Below are 24,010 nucleotides of genomic sequence, written 5' to 3'. Positions count from 1 at the left end.
CCATGGCATTGGTCGATAAAAGAACCAATCAGGGAGATAAAATTCAGACCAATCCGCCGGATTGGTCGGCGTTGATCCCGGTCCTGCCGGGCGACGGCCCGCGCAGCCGCGAGCTTTACGCTGCACTCAGGCGGCTGATCGAGACCGGCGCGCTGGCCGCCGGCGCCAAGCTGCCGACCACCCGCGACCTTGCGCAACGTTTCGGCCTGTCGCGTTCGGCGGCGGTCGCCTGTTTCGAAATGCTGATCTCGGAAGGCTTTGCCGTGGCCAAGGTCGGCGCCGGCACATTCGTCGCGCCCGACGTGCCATATCTGCCGACAACGCTGGCCAAGGCGCGTCCGCCGGAGATTGACGCCGCCACTTCGCTGCCTTGCGGCCTTGGCGTGGCGGTGTCCGACCCGCGCACGCTGAACCTGTTCCGCATCCTGCTGTCGCGCCACCTCGCCCGCCCCGGCCCCGAACATTTCCGCTATGGCGATCCGCGCGGCGGCCTTCCGCTGCGCAGCGCGATTGCCACTTATCTCAGGACCGCGCGCGGCGTGCGCTGCGACGCCGGCCAGATCCTGCTGACCTCGGGCACGCAGCAGGGGCTGGACCTTCTGGCGCGCGCGGCACTTCGCCCCGGCGATGCCGTGTGGCTGGAAAACCCCTGCTATCCCATGGCGCACGCCGCGCTGGCCGGCAGCGGCGCCGGCATCGTCGCCGTGCCGGTCGACGCCGAAGGGCTCGATCCCGAGATCGGCGAACGTCTCTGCCCAAAGGCGCGCGCGGCCTATGTCACGCCCTCGCACCAATATCCGCTCGGCGTGACCATGACGATGCGCCGTCGCCTCGCCTTGCTCGACTGGGCGCGGCGCAACGATGCCTGGATCATCGAGGACGACTATGACAGCGAGTTCCGCTATGCCGGCCCGCCGCTGACCTCGCTGCAAGGCATGGATGGCGCGGGCCGCGTCGCCTATCTCGGCACCTTCTCCAAGGTCCTCTTCCCCGGCCTGCGCATCGGCTATGTCGTGGTGCCGGAACCGTTGCTCGATGCCGTCATGGCGATCAGGGCGCGCTCGGACCGTTACCCTTCGACGCTGGCCGAGGGCGCGCTGACCGACCTGTTGAACGAAGGCCACTTCGCCGCGCATCTCAGGCGCGTGCGCCGCCGCGTGCAAGCCGCGCGCGACGTGCTGGTGGCGGGCCTGCAGGCGCATTGCGGCGACAGGCTCGATGTGACGGTGCCCGAACAGGGGCTGCACCTGATGGCGATGCTCAGGGGCAACGGGCCGGACACGGCGATCGTCGAGGCGGCGAAGGCGGTGGGCGTCGGCGCGCGAGCGCTGTCCGCGATGTTCATCGACGGCGCGCCGAAGCATGGCCTGGTGCTGGGCTTTTCCGGGTTTTCGGATGAGCAGTTGAGGGCGGCAGCGGTACGGTTGGGTGGGGTGATGCGGCATTGAGTGATAACAGGCGAGCACAGTGCTGCCCCTCATCCGCCTGCCGGCACCTTCTCCCCGTATAGTGACGGGGAGAAGGATGCTGTCACGGCCCTACGCGCCTTTTCAGCAACGCCGACAATTTGGCGAAATCATTCGTCGGAGCGTCTTTCTCCCCGTCTCTATACGGGGAGAAATGTCCGGCAGGACAATGAGGGGCGGCGCAACCCTTTGAGGTTTAATCCGCATCAGCGGCAGGCTTGGCCTTCCCGCACTGCGCCAGCACTTTGCCGATGGCCCCCTTCGAACCCTTCAGCGGAAAACTGTTCGCGCCATATTTGGCCGAACTGACCGTCACATCCCCCTTCCCCCGCAGCAGATCGAGCAGCGGATCGGCTTTGGCCAGGTCCACCACGAAGTAATTGTACATGGCCTCCAGCTGCAGCGTCCTGGTCACCGTCTTGCCGTCGGCTTTGAAATCGAACGCGCCGCTGATGCCGGGCTCGAGTTGCTGGCCGCTGGCACCGAGGTCTAAGCTCAGCACCGGCTTGTCGAAACAGGCCAGCATCAGATGCGCGTCGCCTTTTGGTCCGCCGCAGACCGAGGCGGTCAGCACGCTGCCGCCCTCGTCCTCCTCCATCTTCGCGCCCCAGCCGCTGCACGACGCGGCAAAAGCCGGCTGCGCGGCCTGCAGCATAGCCACGGCACCGGCGACGACGAGATATCCAGCTCTCATGAGTTCCCCCTGACAATTGCGGCGTCCGCCGGCAGCATATAGGAAAAGCGAGCCGGTGGCATTGCCCGTTGTGGCAAGGTCGGTCCCGCCTTGGAGAGCGTTGTGTTGAGAGTTCGCCTGTGTCTTCTGCTGGCCGCACTGGTGGCCTTGCCTGTCACCGCCCATGCGCAATGGAAGCCGGTCGAGAAGGTCGAAACCTACGCCATTTCGGGCCAGTCCGGGCCGGAGCTCTATCGCTCGATCGGCGAGAACGGGCCGAATGTCGGCGTCGCCCGCGCCATCGCCCACACCAATTTCAAGCTGACCTGGACCAGGGACTATCAGGCGCGGGCCGGAGCCTGCGTGCTGGTGTCGGCCAAGCCGAAGCTGATCATCACCTACACCTTGCCCAGCCCCTCCGCGCCGCTGCCGCCTGCCATCCAGAAGAACTGGGAGGTTTTCCTCGCCGGCGTCAGCGCCCATGAGAAGGTGCATGGCGCCACCATTGTCGACATGGTGCGCAAGATCGAGGCTGCGACCGTCGGCCTGACGGTCGCCGACGACGCCAAATGCAGCAAGATCCGCGCCGAGATGACCAAGCGCCTGTCCGCGCTCTCGCAGGCGCAGCGCCAGGCCAGCCGCGATTTCGACCGTGTCGAACTCGGCCCGGGCGGTAATCTGCAGAAGCTTATCCTTGCCTTGGTGAATGGCGGCTGAGCGCCCTCAAGCCTCGCAAACCAGACCGTCGAGAAGTTTGAGGCCTTCCGGCCAGTCGCCCAGGCCGCTTTCGGCATTGATGTGGCCGAGCGGCCCGATCACGGCCAGGCGGCTGCCCCATTGCGTCGCCCGCGCCTCGGCATACTCCTGCGAGCCATAGGGGTCGTTCGTGCTGGTCACCACCAGCGAGGCAAAGCGCAGCCTGCCCTGCGGAATCCGCGCGAAGGCCATGCCATATCCGGGAAAGACCGCCGACGCCGGATCGGGAACGCCGACCAGCAAGGCCGCCTTCACTGGCCTTTGCGAAATCTTCTGCCAATGCGCGACAAGCAGGCAGGACAGGCTGTGCGCGACCAAGACAGGTGGCTCGGGCGCCGCGATCACGGCAGCCTCCAGCGCCGCCAGCCAGTCGGTGAAATCGGGCAGGTCCCAGCTTGAGGGCTGGAAGCGCCGCATCGCCGGATCGGCGCGTTCCCAGCGCGATTGCCAATGCGCCGGGCCGGAACCGCCGCTGCCCGGCAGGATGATGAAATACGTCATGTCGCCTTGCTCCTATCGATCACAGCTGCATGGTGGCGGCTTGCGCTGGCATCGGGAATGGGAAATCATCGGAAAAGTCATTTCCTCGCCGATGGATTCAAGGTGACCATGAAGACCAGCGATGAGCGCGCGCCGCTCGACCCGACCGACATCGCCATCATCGAGGCCATGCAGGAGAACGGCCGCATCGGCATATCGGAGCTCGGCCGCCGGGTCGGCCTGTCGCAGCCGGCAACCTCCGAGCGGGTGAAGCGGCTGGAGGAGCGCGGCGTCATTGCCGGCTACACCGCGGTGATCGATCCGGCGGCCCTTGGCCTCGGCATGATGGCCATCATCCGCGTGCGCACCACGCATGAGCACATCCGCCCTTGCCTGAAGCAGTTCGCCGAAATGCCCGAGATTACCGAGGTGCACCGGCTGACCGGCGAGGACTGCTTCATCCTGAAAGTGGTGGTGCCCTCGCCCGCCCACCTTGAAACCATCGTCGACGCCGTGGCGCGCCATGGCGCGGTCACCACGGCGCTGGTGCTGCGCAGCGAGACGCCAAAGCCGATCGGCCGCGAGCTGATCCGCGCGAACACGGTTTCGTGAGGGTCGAACCAGTCATCAATCCGTTGCAGTGCGAACCTAACTGCTGAGCGAAATGGACATGGAATTCATGACGACAGGACGAGGCAAACGCCTGATGATCGCGGCCGCCGCCGCATCGTTGTTCGGCCTTGCCATCGCTTTGCCGGCAAGCCTTGTCCGCGCCGGACCAGGCAGCGTCCACCCCGGCCCGCTATCGCGCGCCGACGCCTTCGCCCGAGCCGAGGCGCTGACCGCGCTTGGCCGCAAAATGTTCTTCGATCCCGCTCTCTCGGCCTCCGGCAGGCAGGCCTGCTCGTCTTGCCATGACCCGCGCCATGCCTTCGGTCCGGCGTCGGCGGCACCCGTCGAGATGGGCGGTCCAAACCTCGACCGGCCGGGCGTGCGCGCCGTGCCGTCGCTGCGCTATCTCCAGGCGGCGCCAGCCTTCACCGAGCATTTCTACGATTCCGAGGATGAGGGCGACGAGAGCGTCGACAATGGCCCGACCGGCGGCCTGACCTGGGACGGCCGCGCCGACCACGGCAAGGACCAGGCGAAAATCCCCCTGCTCTCGCCCTTCGAGATGGCCAACAAGGATGAGGCCGCCGTCGCCGCGGCCTTGCGTAAGGCCGCCTATGCCGGCGACTTCAAGGCGGCCTTCGGCGACGACGTGTTCGACCGCGCGCGCGATGCCTTCGACGCGGCCGCCGAGGCGCTCGGCACCTTCGAGCAGAGCGCTGCCGATTTCTATCCCTATTCCAGCCGCTACGACGCCTTCCTCGCCGGCAAGGCGCAACTGACAGCGCAGGAATTGCGCGGCCGCGCGCTGTTCGAGGACGAGACCAAAGGCAATTGCGCCAGCTGCCATCTCAGCGAACCGGCCAAAGACGGCGAGCCGCCGCAATTCACCGATTTCGGCCTGATCGCCATCGCCGTGCCGCGCAATGCCGCCATTCCGGCCAATGCCGACCCCGCCTATGCCGATCTCGGCCTGTGCGGCCCGCTGCGCACCGACTTCAAGGCGCGGACCGAATATTGCGGCCTGTTCAGGACGCCGACCCTGCGCAACGTCGCGCTGCGCAAGAGCTTCTTTCACAATGGCGCCTTCCACACGCTGCGCGACGCGGTCGCCTTCTACGCCAGCCGCGACACCGATCCCAGCCACTGGTACCCCAGGAACGTCGACGGCACGGTCAGGAAATATGACGATCTGCCAAAGGCTTACTGGGGAAACTTGAATCAGGATCCGCCCTTCGACGGCAAGAAGCCCGGCGACAGACCGGCGCTGAACACCGCCGAGATCGACGACATCGTCGCCTTCCTGGGCACGCTCACCGACGCCGACCAGCGGGCGGGGCCAGTGAACTGAACCGCCTTGCCCGGTGCCTGTCCGCCGATGAAAAGAAGGTGCCTCGATCTTGCCGGATTGGATGCGCCGCAATGCCTGGGACCGCTAAAGAAAGACACATCCCATTAGCGCTTCCTAAACCGCCTTGCGGTATTCCTCGTCACTCGATGGTGGGACGCAGATGAACGCATTCAGGCGAGCGGCCGGATTTGTTGTGATCCTGTTGACCGGGGCGGCGACGCTGGCGGCGTTGCACATCGACGCCCAGAGAAACTTCGCGTTGGCCAAGGAGCGCTATGTCGAGAACTCCCAGGCAGCTTCCAGAGCGGCCGCCAAGACCGTCGAAGACGCCTTGCGGGCCGTCTACGAGAATGTGCGCACCCTGAGCTATCTGCCGAGCGTGCGTAACCTCGACCGGCATGGCACGAACCTTGGCGATGAGGGCCGCGCGACGATCCAGCAGATTTACAACAACCTCGCCAACAATGTCTCGATTTCCGAGGTCTACTTCCTGCCGCTGGATTTCGACCCGGACCGCTTCGATACGGTGACCGGCAAGCCCGAGGAGCCGATCCTCCAGTTCGACCAGTTGATCGTGAATGCCAAGGCGAGATCTGATGCCGCTGGCGGCGCCAAACAGGCGAAGCTGGACGAGAATGCCCTGATCCGCCCCCCGGAAGAGGTCGAGACCTATGAATACCATGAGCTGGCCAAACAGCTCGCCTGGCTGAAGACGAACTATCCGAATTCGAGCGCCATCGACGGGTTGAACGTACCGATCATCGGCACGAAGGAGCTCATCACCTGCGACAACACCGATTTCATCCACACCGGCAATGATGCCGACCGCTCAGGCTTCATCCTTTCGGTCCCTGTCTTCGGCCAGGACGGCAGCCTGCGCGGCTCCGTTTCGGCGATCATGCTTACCTCGGCGCTGCGGAAACTATTGCCGGGCAGTGACTATGTCATCGTCAATTCAGGCTACGGCTTTGAATCCGACCAGCACAAGATGTCGACAGCCTTGGCGGCGGATTCCCGTGCCTTCACGGCGGCCGACCCCAATCTGATCTATTCCGAAGTCATCCCGCTCTCGCTCAACGATCCCAGGAGCGCATGGCGTCTTTGGGCCGGGTTCCCCAACAGCCGCTTCGACGACAACCTGGACGTCCAGTCCGTGCGTGAATTCGAGCTGGCCGGTTATGCGGCGGTCGCGGTGGTCACGCTGCTGGCGCTGGCCTGCTGGTACGCGATCGGGCGCACGATGACGATGCAGGTCGAGGCCGCCGAGACCCTTGAGCGTCGGGTCGAGCAACGCACCGCCCAGATTCAGCATCTCGCCACGCACGATATTCTCACCGGCCTGCCCAACCGGGGCCTCCTGGCCGACACGATGGACGAGGCATTGCGAAGCCTCAGGGACGACGAGAAGCTGGCCGTCCATTGCGTCGATCTCGACCGTTTCAAGCCGGTCAACGACACGCTCGGCCATCCGATCGGCGACGAGCTGCTCGGGGCGGTGGCGAAAAGGTTGAAACACCATGCCGGCGAAACCGCCATGGTGGCCAGAATTGGCGGGGACGAGTTCGTCATCCTTCAGCTCCTGCTCGACGGCAACGACGAGGCCGGCGTGCTGGCAAGCCGCGTCATTCATGCCCTGTCCGACGAATTCTCCATCCATGGCCACAAGATCAACATCGGCGGCAGCATCGGCATCGCCGTTTTTCCCGACGACGGGCGAAATTCGGAAACCCTTATCCGCAATGCCGACCTTGCCTTGTACAAGGCCAAGATGGAGGGCCGCGGCACCTGCAGGTCGTTCGAGCCGGGAATGGACGCAAGACTGCAGGAGCGGCGCCAGCTCGAATCCGAACTCGCGCTCGGCGTGAAGAACGAACAGTTCGTCCTGCATTATCAACCGCTGCACGACGCAAAGACCTCGCAGCTCACCGGCTTCGAAGCGCTGGTGCGATGGAACCATCCGCGCCTCGGCCTGCTGGCGCCGTCGGAGTTCGTCCAATTGGCCGAGGAGACAGGCGCCATCGACGCGCTTGGCGAGTGGATCTTGCGGCGTGCCTGCGCCGACGCCGCGAAATGGCCCCAGCCCGTCAAGGTTGCGGTCAATCTTTCGCCGGCCCAGTTCAAACAGCAGGGGCTGTCGCTTCAGGTTGCCGCGGCGCTCGCCGCGTCAGGCCTGCTGCCGTCACGGCTCGAACTGGAGATCACCGAGTCGGTGCTGTTGGCCAACAACGAAAACACTCTGAACACGCTGTACAGCCTGCGCGACCTCGGCATCTCCATCGCCATGGATGATTTCGGCACCGGCTACTCCTCGCTGAGCTATCTCAGGTCGTTCCCGTTCAACCGCATCAAGATCGACCGCAGCTTCGTCAGCCTGATGTGCGAGAGCAATGAAAGCCGGGCGATCGTCAAGGCCGTCGCCGAACTCGGCACCACACTTGGCATGACGACGACCGCCGAAGGCGTCGAGACCGAGGACCAGTACAGGCTGGTCAAGGAGAATGGCTGCACGGATGTCCAGGGCTGGTATTTTGGCCGCCCTATGCCGGTCTCCGAGCTTCATGCGCTTTTCGACCAGCCGGAAGCCCTGACCGCGTAATCTGCCAGACGGCACGATGGCGAAATCGGCAGCGGCCCCTAGCTCCGCCAGGCCGCCAGATCGGTCAGGATCCGCGCCTTGAGCGCCGGGTCGGCATAGCTCGCCTGCACCGATGTCGCGGCGAGCTGGCGGATGGTTTCGTCGTCCCAGGCGAAAGCCTCGGCACAGGCCGCGTAGGAGGCTTCGAGCGTGGTGCCGAGCAGCGACGGATCGTCGGTGTTGATCGAAACCGGGACGCCGGCCTGGCGCAAGGCATCGATCGGATGTTGCGCAAGCGAGGGATAGACGCCGAGCGCCAGATTGGAGACCGGACAGATGCCCAGCGGAATCTGCCTCTGCGCCAGCAAGTCGATGAGTTCCGGGTCCTCGATCGCCCGCACCCCATGGTCGATGCGGTCGGCGCCCAGCAGGTCGATGGCGTCGCGAACACCTTCCGGGCCGCTCGACTCGCCGGCATGGACGGTGCGCCGCAAACCCGCCGCGCCGGCCCGGCGAAACGCCTCGGCAAAGCGCGGGCCGGTGCGGCCGGCAGCCGCTTCGTTGCCGTCGATCGACAGGGCGACGACACGCCTGTGCCTGATCCCGCCCAGCAACTCCACCAGCTCGAACGCCTCCGCCGCCGACTGGGTGCGCAGAAGGCTGACGCAAAGCCCGACCGGCGGGTGCCCATCCTGTTCGGCGGCCGCGAAACCCGCGTCGAACGCGTCGATCATCCCCGCAACGTCCTTGTGCCAGTGCGGCCAGTGCGTCGGATTGACGATGACGTCGGCGTAGCGCACGCCGCTTCGGCCCATGCGCTGCGCGAACTTGTAGGCCGTGGTGGCGAGCTGCTCGCGCGTACGAAAAGTCCCGCACAACCAGTCGAGCATCTCGAGGAAGCTCTTGAGATCATGGGCTTCGAAAAGCCTGTCGCGCGGCGCCCGCAGCGGAATGCCGGCTTGCTGGCAGTTCCTGATCACATCGTCGGCCTCGAAACAGCCCTCGATGTGGATGTGCACCTCGGCTTTCGGCAATCCGATGAAGTCGGTCAATGGCGCCTCCCCCTCTTGGCCGGAATCATCAAACCATGAAACGGCTGGTGCCGGCTTCAAGAAATGATTGAAAGAATTGCGCATCGGCCGCGAGAATGGCAGCGCCTCCCCGAACCTCGTTCCTCGCCCACTTCCCTTGAGGCGAGGAACCCAAGCCCGGTCGACGCTTCACAGCGCCCGGATAACACCGCCATCGACGCGGATGTTCTGGCCGGTGATATAGCCCGCCCCCTCGGACGCCAGGAACGCAATCGTCGCGGCGACCTCCTCCATCGTGCCGTAGCGCTGCATCGGCACGTTGTCACGGCGCTCTTCGACGGTCGGCAGGCTGTCGATCCAGCCGGGCAGCACATTGTTCATGCGCACATTGTCTGATGCATAAGTGTTGGCGAAGATCTTGGTGTAGGCGGTTACACCGGCGCGGAACACGGCCGAAGTCGGGAACATCGCGTTCGGCTCGGCGACCCAGGCCGTCGAGATGTTGATGATGGCGCCGCCCTTCTGCTTGACCATTTGCGGCGCCACGATGCGCACCGGCCGGATGACGTTCATCAGATAGACGTCCATGCCGGTGCGCCACTGCTCGTCCGTGATCTCCAGGATCGGCGCGCGCGGCCCGTGGCCGCCGCTGTTGACCAGCACGTCGATGCGGCCAAAATGCTCCAGCGTCAGGTCGGCGAGGCGCTGCAGGTCGTCATTCGACTGGTTGGAGCCGGTGACGCCGAGCCCGCCCAACTCGTTGGCCAGCGCCTCGCCCTTGCCCGAGGACGACAGGATGGCGACCTTGAACCCATCTGCCGCCAGGCGCTTGGCCGCCGCCGCCCCCATGCCGCTGCCGCCGGCCACGACAACAGCCACTTTTTCTACACTCATCGGATTTTCCTCTCAGGGTTGGCAGGCACCGCAACCGGTGTTTTCGGGATTTGAACGGTGATATAGCTGGTTCTGCCGCTCGGTTCGAACCAGAATGCCTGAAATCAACCAGTAGAAAAACTCCTGCATGCCTGAAGCCTTCCTGAGCCTGCCGCCGCTGAACGCGTTGCGCGCCTTCGAGGCATCGGCGCGCCATCTCAACTTCCGCGTCGCCGCCGAGGAGTTGAACGTGACCCAAGGCGCGGTGGCCCAGCATATTCGCGGCCTGGAGACCCATCTCGGCACGAAACTGTTCGAGCGGCTGCCGCGCGGCCTGGCGCTGACCGATCAGGGCCGCGCCTATGTGCCCAACATCCGCCGCGCCTTCGACCTGATCTCGGAGGCAACCTTGCTGCTGCGTCCCGCGCCGGCACGCCTGACGATCAGCGTGACGCCGAGTTTCGCCACCAAATGGCTGATCCCAAGGCTGCAGGATTTCATGGCCGACAATCCGCTGGTCGACCTGCGCGTGCTGGCCAGCGAGAGCCTGTCGAGTTTCCAGTCCGACGGCGTCGATATCGCGGTGCGGCAAGGCCGCCCGCCCTTCGGGGCCGGCCTGATCGTCGACCTGTTGTTTCCCCAGCAGATCATCGCAATCTGCAGCCCGGCCCTGCTGCCGGCCGGCGCAACCGAAATCGCCGCGGCCGAAATCCAGCATCACGTGCTGCTGCACGACGCGCACAATCTGTGGCCCGAATTCATGGAAAAGGCAGTCGGCCTGAAGATGACGGCCGAGCTCAAGCGCATGCGCTTCAACCAGACCAGCCTCGCCATCGACGCGGCCATCGCCGGCCAGGGCATAGCACTGGCCAGCCGCTTCCTCGTCGCCGCCGACCTCGCCGCCGGCCGCCTGGTCCAGCCGGTCAGCTGCGAAATGCGCGGCACGCAGGATTTTCATGTCGTGATGCCGCGAAAGCAGCGCCACCCCGAACCGACACAGGCCGTGCGGCAATGGCTGCTGGACGCGGGGGAACGGCCGCCGGTCTAGGGCGTGTACTCACTTAGCAGCTTGCCGACCGCGGAAGAGCGGACGTTGCCCGAGGTCGCGGAAGGGTCAACAGCAGAAGTTCCTTGATACGTTTGATGGAGAGCCCGTTCGTGCTATTGCAGTGCACCACCTCTTCGCTTCCATTCAGTCCGGGGCGGACCATCCATGACGCGCGTTGCTCGAGTCGATTTGCCGCAACATTCCGCGCTTAGGCCTCTCTATGCCGAGGCAGGCTTCGCTGACGCATTCGCGATCGATCTGCCGAGCCATGCGACGGGCGACGCCGAACGCCTCGCCGCCCATATGCTGATGGGTCAGGCGCGGTGGGTTGGCTGGCTGATAGCTCTCAGGGACACTTTGGTTGCGGGGTTTGGTCTTAAGACATCGTCTGAGTTGCGCGATGACGTTGCGACCGACAGGATTGATTTCTTTCGGGTCTACGATCGGCGGCGTCATGAGATTATTCTTGGCGAGGATGATCGCCATCTCGACTTCCGTTTGTCCGTCTTGGTTGAAGAGTCCGCTTTGTGCCGCCGGCTTGTCGCCACAACGGTCGTGACCTTCAATCATCTGGGAGGGCGGGCCTATATCGCGGGAATTGCGCCTTTCCATCGCCTGATCGTAAAATCGTCTTTGCGTCGAGCCGAGCGATCGGGCTGGCCAGCTGAGCTGTGAGGTCGCGCGCCGCCGGCCGGACCAGATTCGCTACGTCTGCTTTCGGGCGTATGGCGTCCAGGCTACGGCTCGGCGCTAATAAGTCCACGTCCTAGATCGGCAGCAACGCGTCCGGCTTCACATTGGCGATCGAGGCGTAGGTGTGCGTCTCCCTGACGCCGGGCAGCGGCAGGATCACCCGCTGCAGGAAATCCTGGAACATCGCCATGTCGGCGATGCGCGCCTTGACCAGATAATCGAAGCCGCCGACCACCATGTGGCATTCGATGATCTCGGGCGCCCGCACGACCGCCTCGGCGAAACGGTCGAAGACATGCGGCGCCGTATGATCGAGCCGCACTTCGATGAAGACGAGTTGTGCCTGCCCGATCCGGGCCGGGTCGAGAACGGCCCGCACCGCCCGGATGAAGCCTTCGGCGAACAGCCGCTTGATGCGTTGCGCCGCCCCGGTCGGCGACAGGCCGACGCGGCGGGCCAGATCGAGCGTCGTGCGACGGCCATCCTCCTGCAGCAAGCGCAACAGCGAGCGGTCGATGCGGTCGAGATCATCCATTTGAATTCACACTTTCTGACCACAGATTGCGCGATTATCACGCAAAAATCGCGAAAACAGCATATTTCATCACGCTGTCGAGTGGCAATACCGTTGGCGGGCAACGCAATCCGACCAAGGCAAATCCCATGACATCGACCATACGGACCTCCCGCAATGCCCTTACCAAGGGCGACACGGCCGTGCTCATCCTGAGCGAAGGCGAGGTGAGAACATGCATCGACCTGCGTCGGCTTCTCGATGCGTTGGCGGAGGGCTTCAAGGCATTGTCCCGCGGCGAGATCGTCAATCCGGCGCGGCCACAGCTCGACATTCCGCGGGCCGGCTATTCGCTGGCGATGCCGGCCTGGATGGCGGGCATGCATCTGTCGGTGAAGATCGTCAACGTCTTCGAAGGCAACATAGCCCGGGCGATCCCCAGCCATCTCGCCACCATCCATCTGTTCGACCCGGAAACGGGCATGCCGGTCTGTGTCATGGACGGCACCTATATCACCGCCGTGCGCACCTCCGGCTCCGCCGTGCTCTCGGTGCGGGAACTGGCCCGCCGCGACGCCAGGGTCGCGACGGTGGTCGGCGCCGGCGTGCAGGCCGGCCAGCACTTGCACCTGCTGCCGCTGGTGCGGGACTTCACCGAGATCCGCGTCGCCTCGAAGGAGTTCGCGGACGCGCAGGCGCTGGCAGCGCAGCATCCGGGCGTCGTCGCCGTCAGCGATCTCGAGGCAGCGGTGCGCTCGTCCGATGTCGTGTGCCTGGCAACGCATTCCTACCAGCCGGTGATCTCGGCCGAATGGCTGCGCCCCGGCACGCATGTCTCGTCGGTGGGCGTAGCACCACCCGGCGGCGAGCTGCCGGTCGAGCTTGTCGGCCGGGCCAGCCTGTTCGTCGAGACCAGGGACGCCTTCGCACCTACTCCGGTCGGCTCTTGCGAACTCGATGGCATCGATCCGCAAACCGGAACCGAGCTTGGCGAAATGCTGCTTGGGCTGCGGCCGGGAAGGATAAGCGCCGACCAGATCACCGTCTACAAGGCCATGGGTGTCGCCATGGAGGATCTGGTGGCGGCGGATCTCGCTTATCGCGAGGCGGTGCGGCGAGGACTGGGGCGGATTGTGACCTTGTAGAGGACGCTGTCGATCGTCGGAGCTGGCGCTGCCCTTATTGCCCCGCCGGTGATTTCTCCCCGTAGAACGGGAAGAAATGGCCGCGCGAACGACCGAGGGAAGGTCGCGCTGTTTGACTGGATGCGAAATCATTTTTACGACTGATGGATGCAGTCGAATCCTCCCAGAAAAATCGTCGTCATCGGTGGCGGCATTGCCGGCCTGTCGCTTGCGGCGGCCGTGCGGGATTGGGCCTCCGTTACCGTCCTCGAGCGCGAGCCGCATCTTGGCTACCACGCCAGCGGCCGCTCCGCCGCTTTGTTCACCGAGACCTACGGCAACCGGCTGGTGCGCGCGCTGACGCTGGCCAGCCGGCAGCAAATCGTCGTGGGCGGCTTCGTCGCCCATCGGCGCGGCGCGCTGCATGTCGGCTGGAAAGGCGACGGCGCCGCGATCGACAAGCTGGCCGATGAATTGCAGGCGCTGGTGCCCAGCGTGCGTCGCCTGTCGGCGGCCGAGCTCCACGCGCTGGTTCCCGCCATCGCCACTGAAGCCACTTGCGGCGGCGTCTATGAGCCGGACGCCGTGGATATCGACACCGGCAAGATGCTGGCGGCCTGCGCCTCGGCGCTGAAGGCCGGCGGCGGCACGATTCGCACCGGCGAGGAGGTGCGCGCCATTTCGCCCGGCGGCGGCGGCCTGCGCGTGCAGACAAGCGCCGGTGTCTATCCGGCCGACATCGTCGTCAACGCCGCCGGCGCCTGGGTCGATGTCGTCGCTGGCTTGGCCGGGCTCTCCGGCCTCGGCTTTCAGCCGAAACGCCGCACCGCTTTCCTGTTCGATGCGCCTGCCGGCATCGACATCTCCAGCTGGCCGCTGGTGGTCGACCTGCACGAACAATTCTACTTCAAGCCCGACGCCGGCAGGCTGATCGGCTCGCTCGCCGACGAGACCGATTCCGAGCCTTGCGACGCCTGGCCGGAAGACATCGATGTCGCCATCGCCGTCGACCGCATCGAGCAGGCGACGTCGATGCGCATCGGCCGTCCGTCGACGCCATGGGCGGGCCTGCGCACCTTCGCGCCGGACCGCACGCCGGTCGCCGGCTTCGACCCCCGCCTGCCTGGCTTCTTCTGGCTCGGCGGCCAGGGCGGCTATGGTTTCCAGGTGTCGCTGACCTTGGCCAGGCTGGGCGCGGCGCTGATGCGCGGCGAGCCCCTGCCGGAGGATGTCACGGCACTCGGCGTCACCGCCGCGGCGCTGGCGCCCGACCGTTTCCTGGTCCCGGCGACGACGCCATGAAACCAGCACTGCCGCTGCTGCTGAGCCTCAATGGCGGCTATGTCGACACGGCCGGCTTCCTGGCGCTGCAGGGCCTGTTCACCGCGCACGTGACCGGGAATTTCGTCACCCTCGGCGCCTCGCTGGTGCTCGGCATTTCGGGCGTGCTGGCAAAGCTGCTGGCGCTCCCGGTGTTCTGCATCGTCGTCATCCTGACCCGGCTGGCCGGCGAGCATTTGCGCCGGCGCGGACATCAGGCGCTCGGAGTGCTGCTGGCGACCAAACTGGCGCTGCTCGTCGTCGGCGCCGCCTTGGCGATCCGCTTTGGTCCCTTCGCCAGTGGTGACGGGGCGGCCGCCATCGTCACCGGCATGGTGCTGGTCGCCGCCATGGCGATCCAGAACGCGGTGCACCGGGTCCATCTGGCGGCCGCCCCGCCTTCGACGCTGATGACCGGCACCACCACCCAGATCATGATCGACCTCGCCGATCTCATCGGCGGCACGGCCCCGGAAGCCCGCCCGGCGCTCATTGCCCGCCTGCGGCGCATGGCGGCGGCGGTCGCCGTCTTCGCCGCCGGCTGCGCGGCCGCTGCCCTCGGCTTTGCCTACGCCAATGTCTGGTGCTTCATCGTCCCGCCAGTGATCGCGCTGCTCGCCCTCTTGCTGCGGCTTTCCGCGCCGGACGGCGAAGCCAAATAGGCAGCCCTCAACCTTCGTCCGTCCAGATCAGGCGCAGCAGGCGCAGCAGCGTCGCCCGCTCCTTCTTCGTCAGCCTTTGCAGAAACCTGTCTTCGTGCCGGCGAACTTGTCGCCGCCAGCCCGGCATCGCCTGTCTGGCCGCCGGCGTCAGGGTCAGCATCCGCACGCGCCTGTCCTCGGCATGGTCGTCACGCTCGACCAGCCCGCGCTCTTCCAGTTCGGCCAGCAGCGGCGCCATGTTGGCGCTCTTCATGCCCAGGAGACGGCACAGTTCCGCGGCGCGGATGCCTGGCCGCTCATCGATCAGCGCCAGCATGCCATAGGTCACCGGGCGCAGGCCCGCCTCGGTCAGTTCGACCGTGAAATCATTGAGCGCGAAAGCCGAGGCACGCTTGAGATTGTAGCCGATCTGCGCATCGAGCGCGTCGTGAGGCTGGGTTTCGTCCATGCCAACCGATCGCCGCGATGCCGGCTCTTGTCAAGCGAAAAAGACTATGCGACATAGCAATCAAGATAGCTATGCCCCATAGCAATTTTCCATAGCAGTGGTGGAACGGGAGGAGACCGACCATGACCGATGAGACCGTTGCCTTCGACGTCGAGAACGGCATCGCCTGGGTGCGCTTCAACCGGCCGGACAAGCGCAATTGCATGAACCCGACGCTCAACCGGCGCATGATGGAGGTTCTCGACGAACTCGAATACCGCGCCGATGTCGGCGTGCTCGTGCTGTCGGGCGAAGGCAGCGCCTGGTCGGCGGGCATGGACCTCAAGGAGTATTTCCGCGAGACCGAAGCCAAGGGGCTCGGCGCCGTCCGCAAGGCGCAATCCGAAGCCTATGGCTGGTGGCGGCGCCTGCGCTGGTACGGCAAGCCGACCATCGCCATGGTCAATGGCTGGTGCTTCGGCGGCGGCTATGGCCCGCTCTTCGCCTGCGACCTCGCCTTCGCCGCCGACGAGGCGCAGTTCGCCCTGTCCGAGATCAACTGGGGCATCCTGCCCGGCGGCGGCGCCACCAAGGTGGTTGTCGACCTGCTGTCGATGCGTGACGCCATGTATCACGCGCTGACCGGCGAACTGATCGACGGCAGGAAGGCCGCCGCCTGGAAGCTGGTCAATGAAAGCCTGCCGCTGGCTGAGTTGAAGACACGGGTCACCGAGGTCGCCAACATCCTTCTGAAGAAGAACCCGATCGCGCTGAAGGCAACCAAGGACGCCATCCGCCGCGTGAGCGAAATGACCTACGACAATGCTGAGGACTATCTGGTCCGCGCCCAGGAGGCGGCCAACTCCCACGACAATGAGGGCCGCAAGGAAGGCATCCGCCAGTTCATCGACGAAAAGAGCTACAAGCCCGGCCTCGGCGCTTACGACAAAGCCAGATGACGCGATAAGCCAACGACGCAATCTGGGAGGAGATGCGCATGCCGGCCTTGACGATTTCAGACCCGGTGGCCCTGCATGCCGGCGCGCAGCCGGATCGTGTTGCCTGCGTCGACCTGGCCTCCGGCCGGCGCTGGACCTATGCCGCGCTTGACGAAGCCATCCAGCGAGCCGTTGGCGTTCTCGAAACCGGCTACGGCGTCAAGCCCGGGCAACGGATCGCCACGCTTGCCCGCAACAGCGCCGATCTCCTGATCCTGCAGCAGGCCGCAATGCGGCTCGGCGCTATCTTCGTGCCGGTCAACTGGCGGCTTGCCAGTGCCGAACAGCAGGCGATCGTTGCCGATTGCGATCCGGTGCTGCTGTTGCATGACGCTGTCCCGAAGGCGGCATTGCCCGGGCGCTGCATCCCTGTCGATGTCGCCGCCTTCGCGGCGGCGGTCGAGGCAGAGGCGCCGGCGCCGCGCCGTCCCCTGCCCGCCGACGATGCGCCGTCGATCATCCTCTACACGTCGGGCACGTCGGGCCGGCCAAAGGGCGTCATCGTCACCGAGCGCAACGCTTTCGCCACGGCGGTCAATTTCGGCGTGCTGGGCCGCGTCGGCAATGCCAGCGTCTTCCTCTGCGACGCGCCGATGTTTCATGTCATCGGCCTCATCACCAGCCTGCGTCCGACGCTGCTTCAGGGTGGCACCGTGCTGATCTCGCCCGGCTTCGATGCCGGCGCCACCAATCGCCGCCTCGCCGATCCGGCTCTTGGCGTCACCCATTATTTCTGCGTGCCGCAGATGGCCAGGATGCTGCGTGAACATCCCGACTTCACGCCGTCGCGCTGGACCGCGCTCACCGCCATCTTCACCGGCGGCGCGCCCAACCCGGCCACGGATATCAGATGGTGGCTGGCCCAGGGCGTGCGCATGGCCGACGGCTTCGGCATGACCGAGGCAGGCACGGTGCTTGGCATGCCGGTCGAGGCCGACCGCATCGCCGGCAAGGCAGGCTCGTCCGGCCTGCCGGCGCCGACGATCGGCCTGCGCCTCGTCGACGACGATGGCCGCGACGTCGCGGCCGGCGAGCCCGGCGAGATATGGCTTTCCGGCCCCTCGATCACGCCAGGCTATTGGAACCGGCCGGAAGAGACGGAGCGCGCCTTCACCGCCGATGGCTGGTTCCGCACCGGCGACATCGCGCGGCGCGACGAGGAAGGCTTCGTCACCCTCGTCGACCGTCGCAAGGACATGTTCATTTCCGGTGGCGAGAACGTCTATCCCGTCGAAATCGAGACCGTGTTGCTCGACCATCCCGGCATCGCCGAAGCCGCCGTGATCGGCGTCGCCGACGCGCGCTGGGGCGAAGTCGGGCGCGCCTTTGTCGTGGTGAAACCCGGATGCGTCGTCGATCCGGCCGATCTGGCAAGCCATTGCGGCGCGCGCATCGCCCGCTTCAAGGTGCCGAAAGAGTTCCTGCTCACCGATACGCTGCCGCGCACCGCATCCGGCAAGATCCAGAAACACATTTTGCGCGCGTGGACGGCACCGGCCCGCCGGCGGAGCTGAGGCAGACCGCAGGTCAGCCGGCGGACGCGGAGCGGAAAACCGCCACCGCCGCCGCGACGATTTCCGCATTGTCATTGGCCACGATTCCATCGGCGAGCGTCTTGCCGTCTTCCAGCCCGACCCTCGTCGACCACCGCTTTTGGCGCGCCAGCTCGACGAATGGCCAGACGGTGGCGTCCACGCCATGCAGCAGGATCGGCCGCCGCGCTTCGGCGTGCTCGAGCACGGCGGCGATGCCGTTTGCCTCGGCGAGGGCCGCTACAAGGTCCGGTATGTCGATTTCGATCAGGATGCGCAGCACCCGGTCGTGATCGGCGAGCGCCACGAACCGCTCGGCGTCTTCTGTCGTGGCGAGCCCGGCCTCGATGCCGACGCCGCGCTGGCGCAGCAGCTCCATCACGGCGGGCGCGTCGGCCTCGGAGAGATTGACCGAGGCATAGTCGGGCAGCTCGCGCCAGCCGGCGATCGCCGCGCGGGTGCGCGCGACATCGTTCTCGATCCACGCGCCGGTCGACACGCCGACCAGCGTGCCTGGGCAGGCCCTGCGCACGGCCAGCACTGTCGCATCGACGGCGGCCAGGCTTTCGTGCCCGTCGGCGCCCCGCGGATGGATGTGCAGTTCGCCGGCACCGGCCGCGACGCAGGCAGCCGCATCGCTGGCCATGGCCTGCGCCGTCAGCGGCAGCTTCGGGTGAAAATCGCGCGGTCGCGCGCCGTTGATGCAGGCCTGGACGATCATCAATATCACCTCGGACAAGGAGGTGGCAGTCTAGCCGCCCGACAAGGCAGGGCAAAGCGCTGCGCGCTGCCTCTCCTGACAGCGCGGCCAAGATCAATCGGCATTTGAATAAAAACCGCCTGTGGATATTTACCCCAAATTCCGCCGGGCCGGCCAAGATAAATTAGGGCGGGATCATGGAGGGAACCATTGACCAGCGATTTTTCAGCCGCCCGCATCCATCTCGAACGCGCTTATCATTATCTGCGCGGCAATGACGAGACGAGCCGCTCGGCATGCGAGGCCCTCGACCTCCTGATCGAGACGGTGGCGGAAGCCCAGCACAGGCGACCCGAGACCGCTGTGCTGGAATTTCCGCAAGCGATGGTGCGGCAAATCTGATTAGGACGCCTTGCGGGCCGGTGCTGCGGTTACCGGCCCGATGGCGGGCGCGACGATCCGCTCCAGCGGCTCGGGCCGGTGCAGCAGGAAACCCTGGCCGAAATCGACGCCCATCGCCTGCAGGATGACGAGCGTCTCGGCTTGCTCGATCTTCTCGGCCACGACGGCGCAGCCGACGCTGCGGGCAATGCCTGATATGGCCGAGACGATCTCGCGATCGAAGCGACTCTCGGCCATGTGCTCGATGAAGGAGCCATCGATCTTGATGGCATCGACCGGAAAGCGCCTGAGATATTCGAACGAACTCATGCCAGCGCCGAAATCGTCGAGGCTGACCTTGCAGCGCCGCTCGCGCGCCTTGCGCACGAACGTCTCGGCGGCATCGAAATTGGTGACGGCGGCGGTTTCGGTGATCTCGAAGCCGATACCGGAATGCGGCGCCCCAGTCTCCTCGATGATGCTGTCGACGAAGTCCCACAGTCCCGGATCGCTCAGCGTCTGCGCCGACAGGTTGAAGCCAAGCGTGATCGCGCCGGACTTCATCGCCGCGCCATGCCGCGACAGCGCGGTGCGGATAATCCAGCGATCGAGCCTGGCGGCTATGCCGAAACGCTCCGCCGCCGGGATGAATTCGCTGGGCGGAATCAGCTTGCCGCCGCGCCCGACAAGCCGCGCCAGCACCTCGACATGGCGGCTTTCCTGCCAGGGCCGGCCCAGCCGGTGGATCTCCTGGCCGAACAGTTTCAGCCTTCCGTCCTCCATGGCGTCGACCGTGTCGGCGGCGAGCCGCGCCGCGTTGAGGCCGCCGGTGGCGGCCTCGGCCGAAAACACCGCGAAGCGATCGCGCCCGGCGGCCTTGGCCGCGTAGCAGGCGTCGTCGGCGCAGGCCAGCGCATCGGCGACTGTGGTCACCCGGTCGTTGACGATGGCGATGCCGATGCTTGCCGCGAGCCGCCGCGCGGCCGCGGCAGAGCCCAGATCGGCGCCGCGCACGGCCGCCAGTATGGCCCCAGCCAGCCGCTCGGCCTGCGCTGCGTCGCAATGCGGCACCAGCAGCGCGAATTCGTCGCCGCCGAGCCGCGCCGCATGCGCCGATGGCTGCAGGCAGGCGCGGATGCCGGCGGCAACGCTCTTCAGTGCCATGTCGCCGGCGGCGTGGCCGGCAAAATCGTTGAGCGCCTTGAAGTAGTCGAGATCGACATAGAACACCGCCAGCGGCGCACCCGCCGCGATATGCTCGGCGAGCAGCCGGTCGAAGGCGGCGCGGTTCCACAGGCCGGTCAGCGCGTCGTGGCGGGCGGCACACGCCAGCTCCTGTTCGCGCAGCTTGTCCTCGGTGATGTCGCGCACCGTGCCGAGGATCTGGCCGGCGGCACCCGCGGCGGCGATGAAGCGGACCAGCGATTCGACATGGCGGATCTCGCCGTCGCGCTTGATGATGCGGTATTGCGAGGCGGTTACGCCGCTTGAGCCAGGCGGCGGCTGGTGGGCGCGCTCGGTGGCTTCCTTGTCATCGGGATGCAGATAGGTGTGCCAAAGGTCGGCCGTCACCTCGTCGGTGTCGGCAACGAGGCCGAATATGTCCCTGGTGCGGGTGTCCCAATAGCTCTTGTGGGTGGCGATGTCGTGGTGCCAGATGCCGGTGCCGCTGGCGGCGAGCGCCAGGCGGAAGCGCACATTGACCTGTTCGAGCTCGGCTTCGGCCGTCTTCTGTTTGGTGATGTCGGTCTGCACGCCCATCAGTCGCACCGGCTTCCCGTCCTCGTCGCGCTCAACGATGCCGCCGCGGTCGAGCACCCACACCCAGTGGCCCTGCTTGTGCTTCAGCCGCAGTTCCGTCTCGATGGCGTCGGTCTGTCCGGCAATGTGGCGGTCGCCGCTGGCCAGCGCCCGCTCGCGGTCGTCGGGATGGGCGAGCCGCAGCCACAGGTCGCTGGTGTTGGCAAGCTCCCTCTCATCATAACCCAGCATCCGCGCCCAGGTCGCTGAATAGAAGCAGTCGCCGGTCGCAAGATCCCAGTCCCAGACGCCAAGATGGGCCCGCTCCAGGGCCGTGGCCCAGAACGTTTCATTGCGGCTTTTCTTGTCCTGACCCGTCATCGTCTGTTTTCGCCTGCTCCACCTGCGGGCAATCTGCGACAAAACCAGAGAAGAAACAGTTACCGGGACGCGGCAGGCATGCCTTCCCGCCTGCAATATTCCTGGCGCCCCGTCTTTCGATTGGCCGGCAAGAACCGGAGTTTTGCGCTCCCCCGATGGGCCTAGGGATGGCCAAGGTCATCAGCGGCACCGCGGATGACCCCAGCCAAACACGAAAGGACGCTCCCAATGACCAAACAGGAAGACAACAAGGCCGTCGTCGTCAGATGGTTCACCGACTTCTGGGGTGAAACCTGCGACCTGTCCGTCGTCGACGACATCGCCGCGCCCGACATGCTGCTCAAATATTCGCTGCACGAGCCGCGCCGGGGCCGCGACGACATCAAGGCCTTCATGACCGATTTCCGCGCCGCCTTCCCGGATCTCAACTTCTGGGCCACCGCCGATCTCATCGCCGAGGGCGACTACGTCGTCGGCCAGTGGGAGGGCGGCGGCACGCATACCGGCCCGGCTTTCGGCGATTTCCTCGCCGGTTCGCTGCCTGCCGCTACCGGCCGCGCCATGCGCTTCACCGGCACCACGGTGCTGAAAGTGATCGACGGCAGGATCGTCGAGGAGATCGGCCTCGACGACGGCGTCGCCGCGCTGACCCATCTCGGCCTGATCAGGGCCGCCTGATCCGCAGGGCCATCGCCGCCCAGGCGGTGGCCCGCTTCGACTGCGGCCGAAGCCCGGCAACCTTTCGGGTTTGGAAACCGCTTCGGCGCGGTCGCTACTTCGGCATTCGACGATGACATCTTCGTCAACGAATCCTTGACGGAAAGGGAGGAAATATAACCATCCAATATTTGTATTTTTTATCAACCCAAAGTGTAATTGAATAGTAATACTTCATCGGCGAAATACCCCTGTTAATGCTTGGGCAGTTGGCGGGTTTTCCTCAATGAGTGCGCACACCGCGCAGCGGAACGGCGAGCGCCGGCCGCTTGGCGTTTTTGACCTGGACATCGCCGCGACCAGGAGCGGGTGGATACTGACCGCCCTGTGCCTGGCCTATGCCCTGGCCGCGCTTTGCCTGCAGCCGGGCCGCTATCTGCACCTGGCGCAATCCTACGCGGAGCCATTCGTCGTCTTCCTGCCTACGCTTCTTGCGGCCGGCCTCGGCGTGATGGCGCTGACATTTGCCAGGCATAGCCCGACGCGGTTCATGCTCGACATGCTCAGGCAGCGCTGGCTGGGCGCCGCACCGGTGATCCTGCTGTCCTTTCTCGGCATTACCGCCTTCACTGCCTTCAAGATTGCCATCCCCGACATCGTGCCATTCTATGCCGACCGCATATTGGCGGAGCTTGATGTTGGGCTGCATGGCGCCGATCCCTGGACATGGGTGCACCGCGTCGTCCCCGAACGCATTTCGGCTGTCATCTTCATCGGCTATGGATATGGCTGGCACGTGCAATGGTTCGGCACCTTGCTGTTCGTCGCCTTCTGGAACAACCCGGCAGCGCGTTTGCGTTATCTGTGGGCGCTCGCGCTGACCACGATCCTGTGCGGCACCGTTCTGGCCATGGCGCTGTCTTCCGCCGGCCCGATATTTCACGACCAGTTCTACGGTGGCGACCGGTTTGCCGGGTTGCAGACCGCCCTGGCGCGGAACGGCTACGCCGCGCCGGTCCATATGTATGCCAGCTATCTGCTCACAGCCTACACAAGCGGCCGCCCCGAACTGGGCGGCGGCATTTCAGCCATGCCAAGCATGCATGTCGCCTTCGTCACGCTCAACGCGTTGTTCCTGAGCGGCTTCGGCCGCCGCTGGACCGTCGCCGGCTGGTCCTTCGCCGCACTCATCCTGTTCGGCTCGGTCTACACCGGCTGGCACTATGCCGTGGACGGCTACCTTTCGATCCTTGTCGTATCCTTAATCTGGTACCTGACCGGGCGTTTCGTTCTGCCGGAGGCGAGTCACGATACCGTCGGGACGCGCCTGCCTCTGCCCGAACCGGAATCGCAATGACCGGGCCTGGCCGATGCCAGGCGAACCACCCCGCCGTCTCTCGGTAGAGGTCAGGCGGCATTGGCGCCGCCTGACCTTGACGGCTACTGGCTCGGTGCCATCGTGTGTTCGCACGACACTTTCGGGTTCATGTCGGCGAAGGTGCCGGTCGGGTTGCCCTTCCAGGCCCAGACATGCAGCTCGTAGAATTCACCCAGGCCATAGCGGTTGGGGGCGCTGTTGAAGTTGAACAGCTGGCCGTCCAGCGACGCCGGCCCCTTCGAGGTGATATATTCGACGGCCACCAGCTTGAGCGTTCCGTCGGCCATCGGCTCGTACATCACGGCCTCGGGACGGGCGATGTCGATCTTGTCGTCCTTCAGGTATTGGCCGTTGACGTAGTGGATGCCCATGGCGCCACCGGTGATGCCGCTGGCGCAGGGTATGGGCGCGTAGCCCTCGGCCGTCGCCGCCTTGACGTCGAGGAACCGGCTGTTGGCGGCCCGCACCTTGTCGGCCAGTGGATTGGGGCCGGACGCGGCTCCGGCCGCTTCCTGATGCGCCTGTGCGAAGGAGGCGCAGACGGCCAGCATGGCCCCCGCCATGACGAGCCTGTTGCGAAAGTTTGATTTCATATCCATTCCATTCTTCTTGAAAAAGCACAGCTGGCCGGCCGCCGAAAA

Annotated in this window: 24 protein-coding genes; 15 read left to right on the top strand and 9 right to left on the bottom strand. The window is 65.6% G+C overall.

Annotated elements, in window-relative coordinates; translation table 11 throughout:
- The first annotated feature begins 2 nt into the window (after positions 1-2).
- A complete protein-coding gene (locus CK226_RS00300) occupies positions 3-1,448 on the top strand; it encodes a PLP-dependent aminotransferase family protein (RefSeq protein WP_095790708.1) in 1,446 nt (481 codons plus the stop codon).
- Positions 1,449-1,662: 214 nt separating this feature from the next.
- On the opposite strand, the gene CK226_RS00295 is transcribed toward CK226_RS00300, so the two are convergent.
- Entirely contained in the window at positions 1,663-2,121 is a 459-nt protein-coding gene (locus CK226_RS00295) for a hypothetical protein (protein WP_245437609.1), read from the bottom strand.
- A gap of 141 nt (positions 2,122-2,262) precedes the next feature.
- Here CK226_RS00295 and CK226_RS00290 point away from each other — a divergent pair, with 141 nt between their 5' ends.
- Positions 2,263-2,856 carry a DUF922 domain-containing protein gene (locus CK226_RS00290; RefSeq protein ID WP_095787822.1) on the top strand — a complete coding sequence of 198 codons (594 nt, stop codon included), beginning with the start codon at positions 2,263-2,265 and terminating at the stop codon, positions 2,854-2,856.
- A 6-nt stretch (positions 2,857-2,862) separates the two neighbouring features.
- Here the strand turns inward: CK226_RS00290 and CK226_RS00285 are convergent, their stop codons facing one another.
- Positions 2,863-3,396 carry an alpha/beta hydrolase gene (locus tag CK226_RS00285; protein WP_095773771.1) on the bottom strand — a complete coding sequence of 178 codons (534 nt, stop codon included), beginning with the start codon at positions 3,394-3,396 and terminating at the stop codon, positions 2,863-2,865.
- Positions 3,397-3,504: 108 nt separating this feature from the next.
- Between CK226_RS00285 and CK226_RS00280 the strand changes: the two genes are divergently transcribed.
- The 3 genes from CK226_RS00280 (at position 3,505) to CK226_RS00270 (ending at position 7,931) form a co-directional block, all read left to right on the top strand.
- On the top strand, positions 3,505-3,987 hold the full coding sequence (locus CK226_RS00280; RefSeq protein ID WP_095774013.1) for an Lrp/AsnC family transcriptional regulator: 483 nt from the start codon (positions 3,505-3,507) through the stop codon (positions 3,985-3,987).
- 67 nt (positions 3,988-4,054) lie between these two features.
- Positions 4,055-5,335: a cytochrome-c peroxidase gene (locus tag CK226_RS00275; protein WP_095791043.1), complete on the top strand. Its 1,281-nt coding sequence runs from the start codon at positions 4,055-4,057 to the stop codon at positions 5,333-5,335.
- A gap of 160 nt (positions 5,336-5,495) precedes the next feature.
- Positions 5,496-7,931 carry an EAL domain-containing protein gene (locus CK226_RS00270; protein WP_095790707.1) on the top strand — a complete coding sequence of 812 codons (2,436 nt, stop codon included), beginning with the start codon at positions 5,496-5,498 and terminating at the stop codon, positions 7,929-7,931.
- A 38-nt stretch (positions 7,932-7,969) separates the two neighbouring features.
- Here CK226_RS00270 and add read toward each other — a convergent pair whose 3' ends face one another.
- Both add and CK226_RS00260 read right to left on the bottom strand, forming a co-directional pair.
- Positions 7,970-8,962: an adenosine deaminase gene (gene add, locus CK226_RS00265; RefSeq protein WP_095791042.1), complete on the bottom strand. Its 993-nt coding sequence runs from the start codon at positions 8,960-8,962 to the stop codon at positions 7,970-7,972.
- A gap of 168 nt (positions 8,963-9,130) precedes the next feature.
- Positions 9,131-9,835: an SDR family oxidoreductase gene (locus tag CK226_RS00260; protein WP_095790706.1), complete on the bottom strand. Its 705-nt coding sequence runs from the start codon at positions 9,833-9,835 to the stop codon at positions 9,131-9,133.
- Positions 9,836-9,962: 127 nt separating this feature from the next.
- Here CK226_RS00260 and gcvA point away from each other — a divergent pair, with 127 nt between their 5' ends.
- Both gcvA and CK226_RS00250 read left to right on the top strand, forming a co-directional pair.
- The gene (gene gcvA, locus CK226_RS00255) at positions 9,963-10,862 is read left to right on the top strand and encodes a transcriptional regulator GcvA (RefSeq protein ID WP_095790705.1); all 900 of its coding nucleotides are present in this window, start codon (positions 9,963-9,965) and stop codon (positions 10,860-10,862) included.
- A 165-nt stretch (positions 10,863-11,027) separates the two neighbouring features.
- On the top strand, positions 11,028-11,537 hold the full coding sequence (locus tag CK226_RS00250; RefSeq protein WP_095773767.1) for a DUF2867 domain-containing protein: 510 nt from the start codon (positions 11,028-11,030) through the stop codon (positions 11,535-11,537).
- A gap of 91 nt (positions 11,538-11,628) precedes the next feature.
- On the opposite strand, the gene CK226_RS00245 is transcribed toward CK226_RS00250, so the two are convergent.
- The gene (locus tag CK226_RS00245) at positions 11,629-12,090 is read right to left on the bottom strand and encodes an Lrp/AsnC ligand binding domain-containing protein (protein WP_019859344.1); all 462 of its coding nucleotides are present in this window, start codon (positions 12,088-12,090) and stop codon (positions 11,629-11,631) included.
- Positions 12,091-12,218: 128 nt separating this feature from the next.
- Here CK226_RS00245 and CK226_RS00240 point away from each other — a divergent pair, with 128 nt between their 5' ends.
- The 3 genes from CK226_RS00240 (at position 12,219) to CK226_RS00230 (ending at position 15,175) form a co-directional block, all read left to right on the top strand.
- The gene (locus CK226_RS00240) at positions 12,219-13,214 is read left to right on the top strand and encodes an ornithine cyclodeaminase family protein (protein ID WP_179300937.1); all 996 of its coding nucleotides are present in this window, start codon (positions 12,219-12,221) and stop codon (positions 13,212-13,214) included.
- A 147-nt stretch (positions 13,215-13,361) separates the two neighbouring features.
- Positions 13,362-14,495, top strand: coding sequence for an FAD-binding oxidoreductase (locus tag CK226_RS00235; RefSeq protein ID WP_095790704.1), 1,134 nt, complete (start codon positions 13,362-13,364; stop codon positions 14,493-14,495).
- Positions 14,492-15,175, top strand: a complete 684-nt coding sequence (locus tag CK226_RS00230) for a YoaK family protein (protein WP_095773764.1) — start codon at positions 14,492-14,494, stop codon at positions 15,173-15,175. The genes CK226_RS00235 and CK226_RS00230 overlap by 4 nt, the downstream gene beginning before the upstream one ends.
- A 7-nt stretch (positions 15,176-15,182) precedes the next feature.
- Here the strand turns inward: CK226_RS00230 and CK226_RS00225 are convergent, their stop codons facing one another.
- Positions 15,183-15,623, bottom strand: a complete 441-nt coding sequence (locus CK226_RS00225; protein ID WP_095790703.1) for a MarR family transcriptional regulator — start codon at positions 15,621-15,623, stop codon at positions 15,183-15,185.
- Between the two features lie 122 nt (positions 15,624-15,745).
- Here CK226_RS00225 and CK226_RS00220 point away from each other — a divergent pair, with 122 nt between their 5' ends.
- Together CK226_RS00220 and CK226_RS00215 are read left to right on the top strand one after the other, a co-directional pair.
- Positions 15,746-16,561 (top strand): p-hydroxycinnamoyl CoA hydratase/lyase, encoded by an 816-nt coding sequence (locus CK226_RS00220; RefSeq protein ID WP_095790702.1) that lies wholly within the window; start codon positions 15,746-15,748, stop codon positions 16,559-16,561.
- A 38-nt stretch (positions 16,562-16,599) separates the two neighbouring features.
- Positions 16,600-18,114 carry an AMP-binding protein gene (locus CK226_RS00215; RefSeq protein ID WP_245437607.1) on the top strand — a complete coding sequence of 505 codons (1,515 nt, stop codon included), beginning with the start codon at positions 16,600-16,602 and terminating at the stop codon, positions 18,112-18,114.
- A 13-nt stretch (positions 18,115-18,127) separates the two neighbouring features.
- Here the strand turns inward: CK226_RS00215 and CK226_RS00210 are convergent, their stop codons facing one another.
- On the bottom strand, positions 18,128-18,853 hold the full coding sequence (locus tag CK226_RS00210) for a 3-keto-5-aminohexanoate cleavage protein (RefSeq protein WP_095791040.1): 726 nt from the start codon (positions 18,851-18,853) through the stop codon (positions 18,128-18,130).
- A gap of 189 nt (positions 18,854-19,042) precedes the next feature.
- On the opposite strand from CK226_RS00210, the gene CK226_RS00205 reads away from it, so the two are divergent.
- Positions 19,043-19,234 (top strand): hypothetical protein, encoded by a 192-nt coding sequence (locus CK226_RS00205; protein WP_179295858.1) that lies wholly within the window; start codon positions 19,043-19,045, stop codon positions 19,232-19,234.
- On the opposite strand, the gene CK226_RS00200 is transcribed toward CK226_RS00205, so the two are convergent.
- Positions 19,235-21,334 carry an EAL domain-containing protein gene (locus CK226_RS00200; protein WP_095790700.1) on the bottom strand — a complete coding sequence of 700 codons (2,100 nt, stop codon included), beginning with the start codon at positions 21,332-21,334 and terminating at the stop codon, positions 19,235-19,237.
- A 228-nt stretch (positions 21,335-21,562) separates the two neighbouring features.
- Here CK226_RS00200 and CK226_RS00195 point away from each other — a divergent pair, with 228 nt between their 5' ends.
- Together CK226_RS00195 and CK226_RS00190 are read left to right on the top strand one after the other, a co-directional pair.
- Entirely contained in the window at positions 21,563-22,012 is a 450-nt protein-coding gene (locus CK226_RS00195) for an ester cyclase (RefSeq protein ID WP_095773758.1), read from the top strand.
- 265 nt (positions 22,013-22,277) lie between these two features.
- A complete protein-coding gene (locus tag CK226_RS00190; protein WP_095790699.1) occupies positions 22,278-23,348 on the top strand; it encodes a phosphatase PAP2 family protein in 1,071 nt (356 codons plus the stop codon).
- Positions 23,349-23,431: 83 nt separating this feature from the next.
- Here CK226_RS00190 and CK226_RS00185 read toward each other — a convergent pair whose 3' ends face one another.
- On the bottom strand, positions 23,432-23,968 hold the full coding sequence (locus tag CK226_RS00185) for a hypothetical protein (RefSeq protein WP_179300936.1): 537 nt from the start codon (positions 23,966-23,968) through the stop codon (positions 23,432-23,434).
- Positions 23,969-24,010 lie beyond the last annotated feature (42 nt).

This window comes from Mesorhizobium sp. WSM4311 (assembly GCF_002295115.1).
Taxonomy (GTDB): domain Bacteria; phylum Pseudomonadota; class Alphaproteobacteria; order Rhizobiales; family Rhizobiaceae; genus Mesorhizobium.
This window is presented reverse-complemented; position numbering and strand designations above follow the sequence as displayed.

Excerpts from the sequence above, each read along its gene's own strand:
- CK226_RS00240 (WP_179300937.1), top strand. The coding sequence starts at position 12,219 with ATGACATCGACCATACGGACCTCCCGCAATGCCCTTACCAAGGGCGAC.
- CK226_RS00230 (WP_095773764.1), top strand. The coding sequence starts at position 14,492 with ATGAAACCAGCACTGCCGCTGCTGCTGAGCCTCAATGGCGGCTATGTC.
- CK226_RS00280 (WP_095774013.1), top strand. The coding sequence starts at position 3,505 with ATGAAGACCAGCGATGAGCGCGCGCCGCTCGACCCGACCGACATCGCC.
- CK226_RS00200 (WP_095790700.1), bottom strand. The coding sequence starts at position 21,334 with ATGACGGGTCAGGACAAGAAAAGCCGCAATGAAACGTTCTGGGCCACG.
- gcvA (WP_095790705.1), top strand. The coding sequence starts at position 9,963 with ATGCCTGAAGCCTTCCTGAGCCTGCCGCCGCTGAACGCGTTGCGCGCC.
- CK226_RS00245 (WP_019859344.1), bottom strand. The coding sequence starts at position 12,090 with ATGGATGATCTCGACCGCATCGACCGCTCGCTGTTGCGCTTGCTGCAG.
- CK226_RS00235 (WP_095790704.1), top strand. The coding sequence starts at position 13,362 with ATGCAGTCGAATCCTCCCAGAAAAATCGTCGTCATCGGTGGCGGCATT.
- CK226_RS00215 (WP_245437607.1), top strand. The coding sequence starts at position 16,600 with ATGCCGGCCTTGACGATTTCAGACCCGGTGGCCCTGCATGCCGGCGCG.
- CK226_RS00295 (WP_245437609.1), bottom strand. The coding sequence starts at position 2,121 with ATGCTGCAGGCCGCGCAGCCGGCTTTTGCCGCGTCGTGCAGCGGCTGG.
- CK226_RS00185 (WP_179300936.1), bottom strand. The coding sequence starts at position 23,968 with ATGGATATGAAATCAAACTTTCGCAACAGGCTCGTCATGGCGGGGGCC.
- CK226_RS00260 (WP_095790706.1), bottom strand. The coding sequence starts at position 9,835 with ATGAGTGTAGAAAAAGTGGCTGTTGTCGTGGCCGGCGGCAGCGGCATG.
- CK226_RS00190 (WP_095790699.1), top strand. The coding sequence starts at position 22,278 with ATGAGTGCGCACACCGCGCAGCGGAACGGCGAGCGCCGGCCGCTTGGC.
- CK226_RS00195 (WP_095773758.1), top strand. The coding sequence starts at position 21,563 with ATGACCAAACAGGAAGACAACAAGGCCGTCGTCGTCAGATGGTTCACC.
- CK226_RS00250 (WP_095773767.1), top strand. The coding sequence starts at position 11,028 with ATGACGCGCGTTGCTCGAGTCGATTTGCCGCAACATTCCGCGCTTAGG.
- CK226_RS00275 (WP_095791043.1), top strand. The coding sequence starts at position 4,055 with ATGACGACAGGACGAGGCAAACGCCTGATGATCGCGGCCGCCGCCGCA.
- CK226_RS00220 (WP_095790702.1), top strand. The coding sequence starts at position 15,746 with ATGACCGATGAGACCGTTGCCTTCGACGTCGAGAACGGCATCGCCTGG.
- CK226_RS00285 (WP_095773771.1), bottom strand. The coding sequence starts at position 3,396 with ATGACGTATTTCATCATCCTGCCGGGCAGCGGCGGTTCCGGCCCGGCG.
- CK226_RS00225 (WP_095790703.1), bottom strand. The coding sequence starts at position 15,623 with ATGGACGAAACCCAGCCTCACGACGCGCTCGATGCGCAGATCGGCTAC.
- CK226_RS00210 (WP_095791040.1), bottom strand. The coding sequence starts at position 18,853 with ATGATCGTCCAGGCCTGCATCAACGGCGCGCGACCGCGCGATTTTCAC.
- CK226_RS00270 (WP_095790707.1), top strand. The coding sequence starts at position 5,496 with ATGAACGCATTCAGGCGAGCGGCCGGATTTGTTGTGATCCTGTTGACC.
- CK226_RS00300 (WP_095790708.1), top strand. The coding sequence starts at position 3 with ATGGCATTGGTCGATAAAAGAACCAATCAGGGAGATAAAATTCAGACC.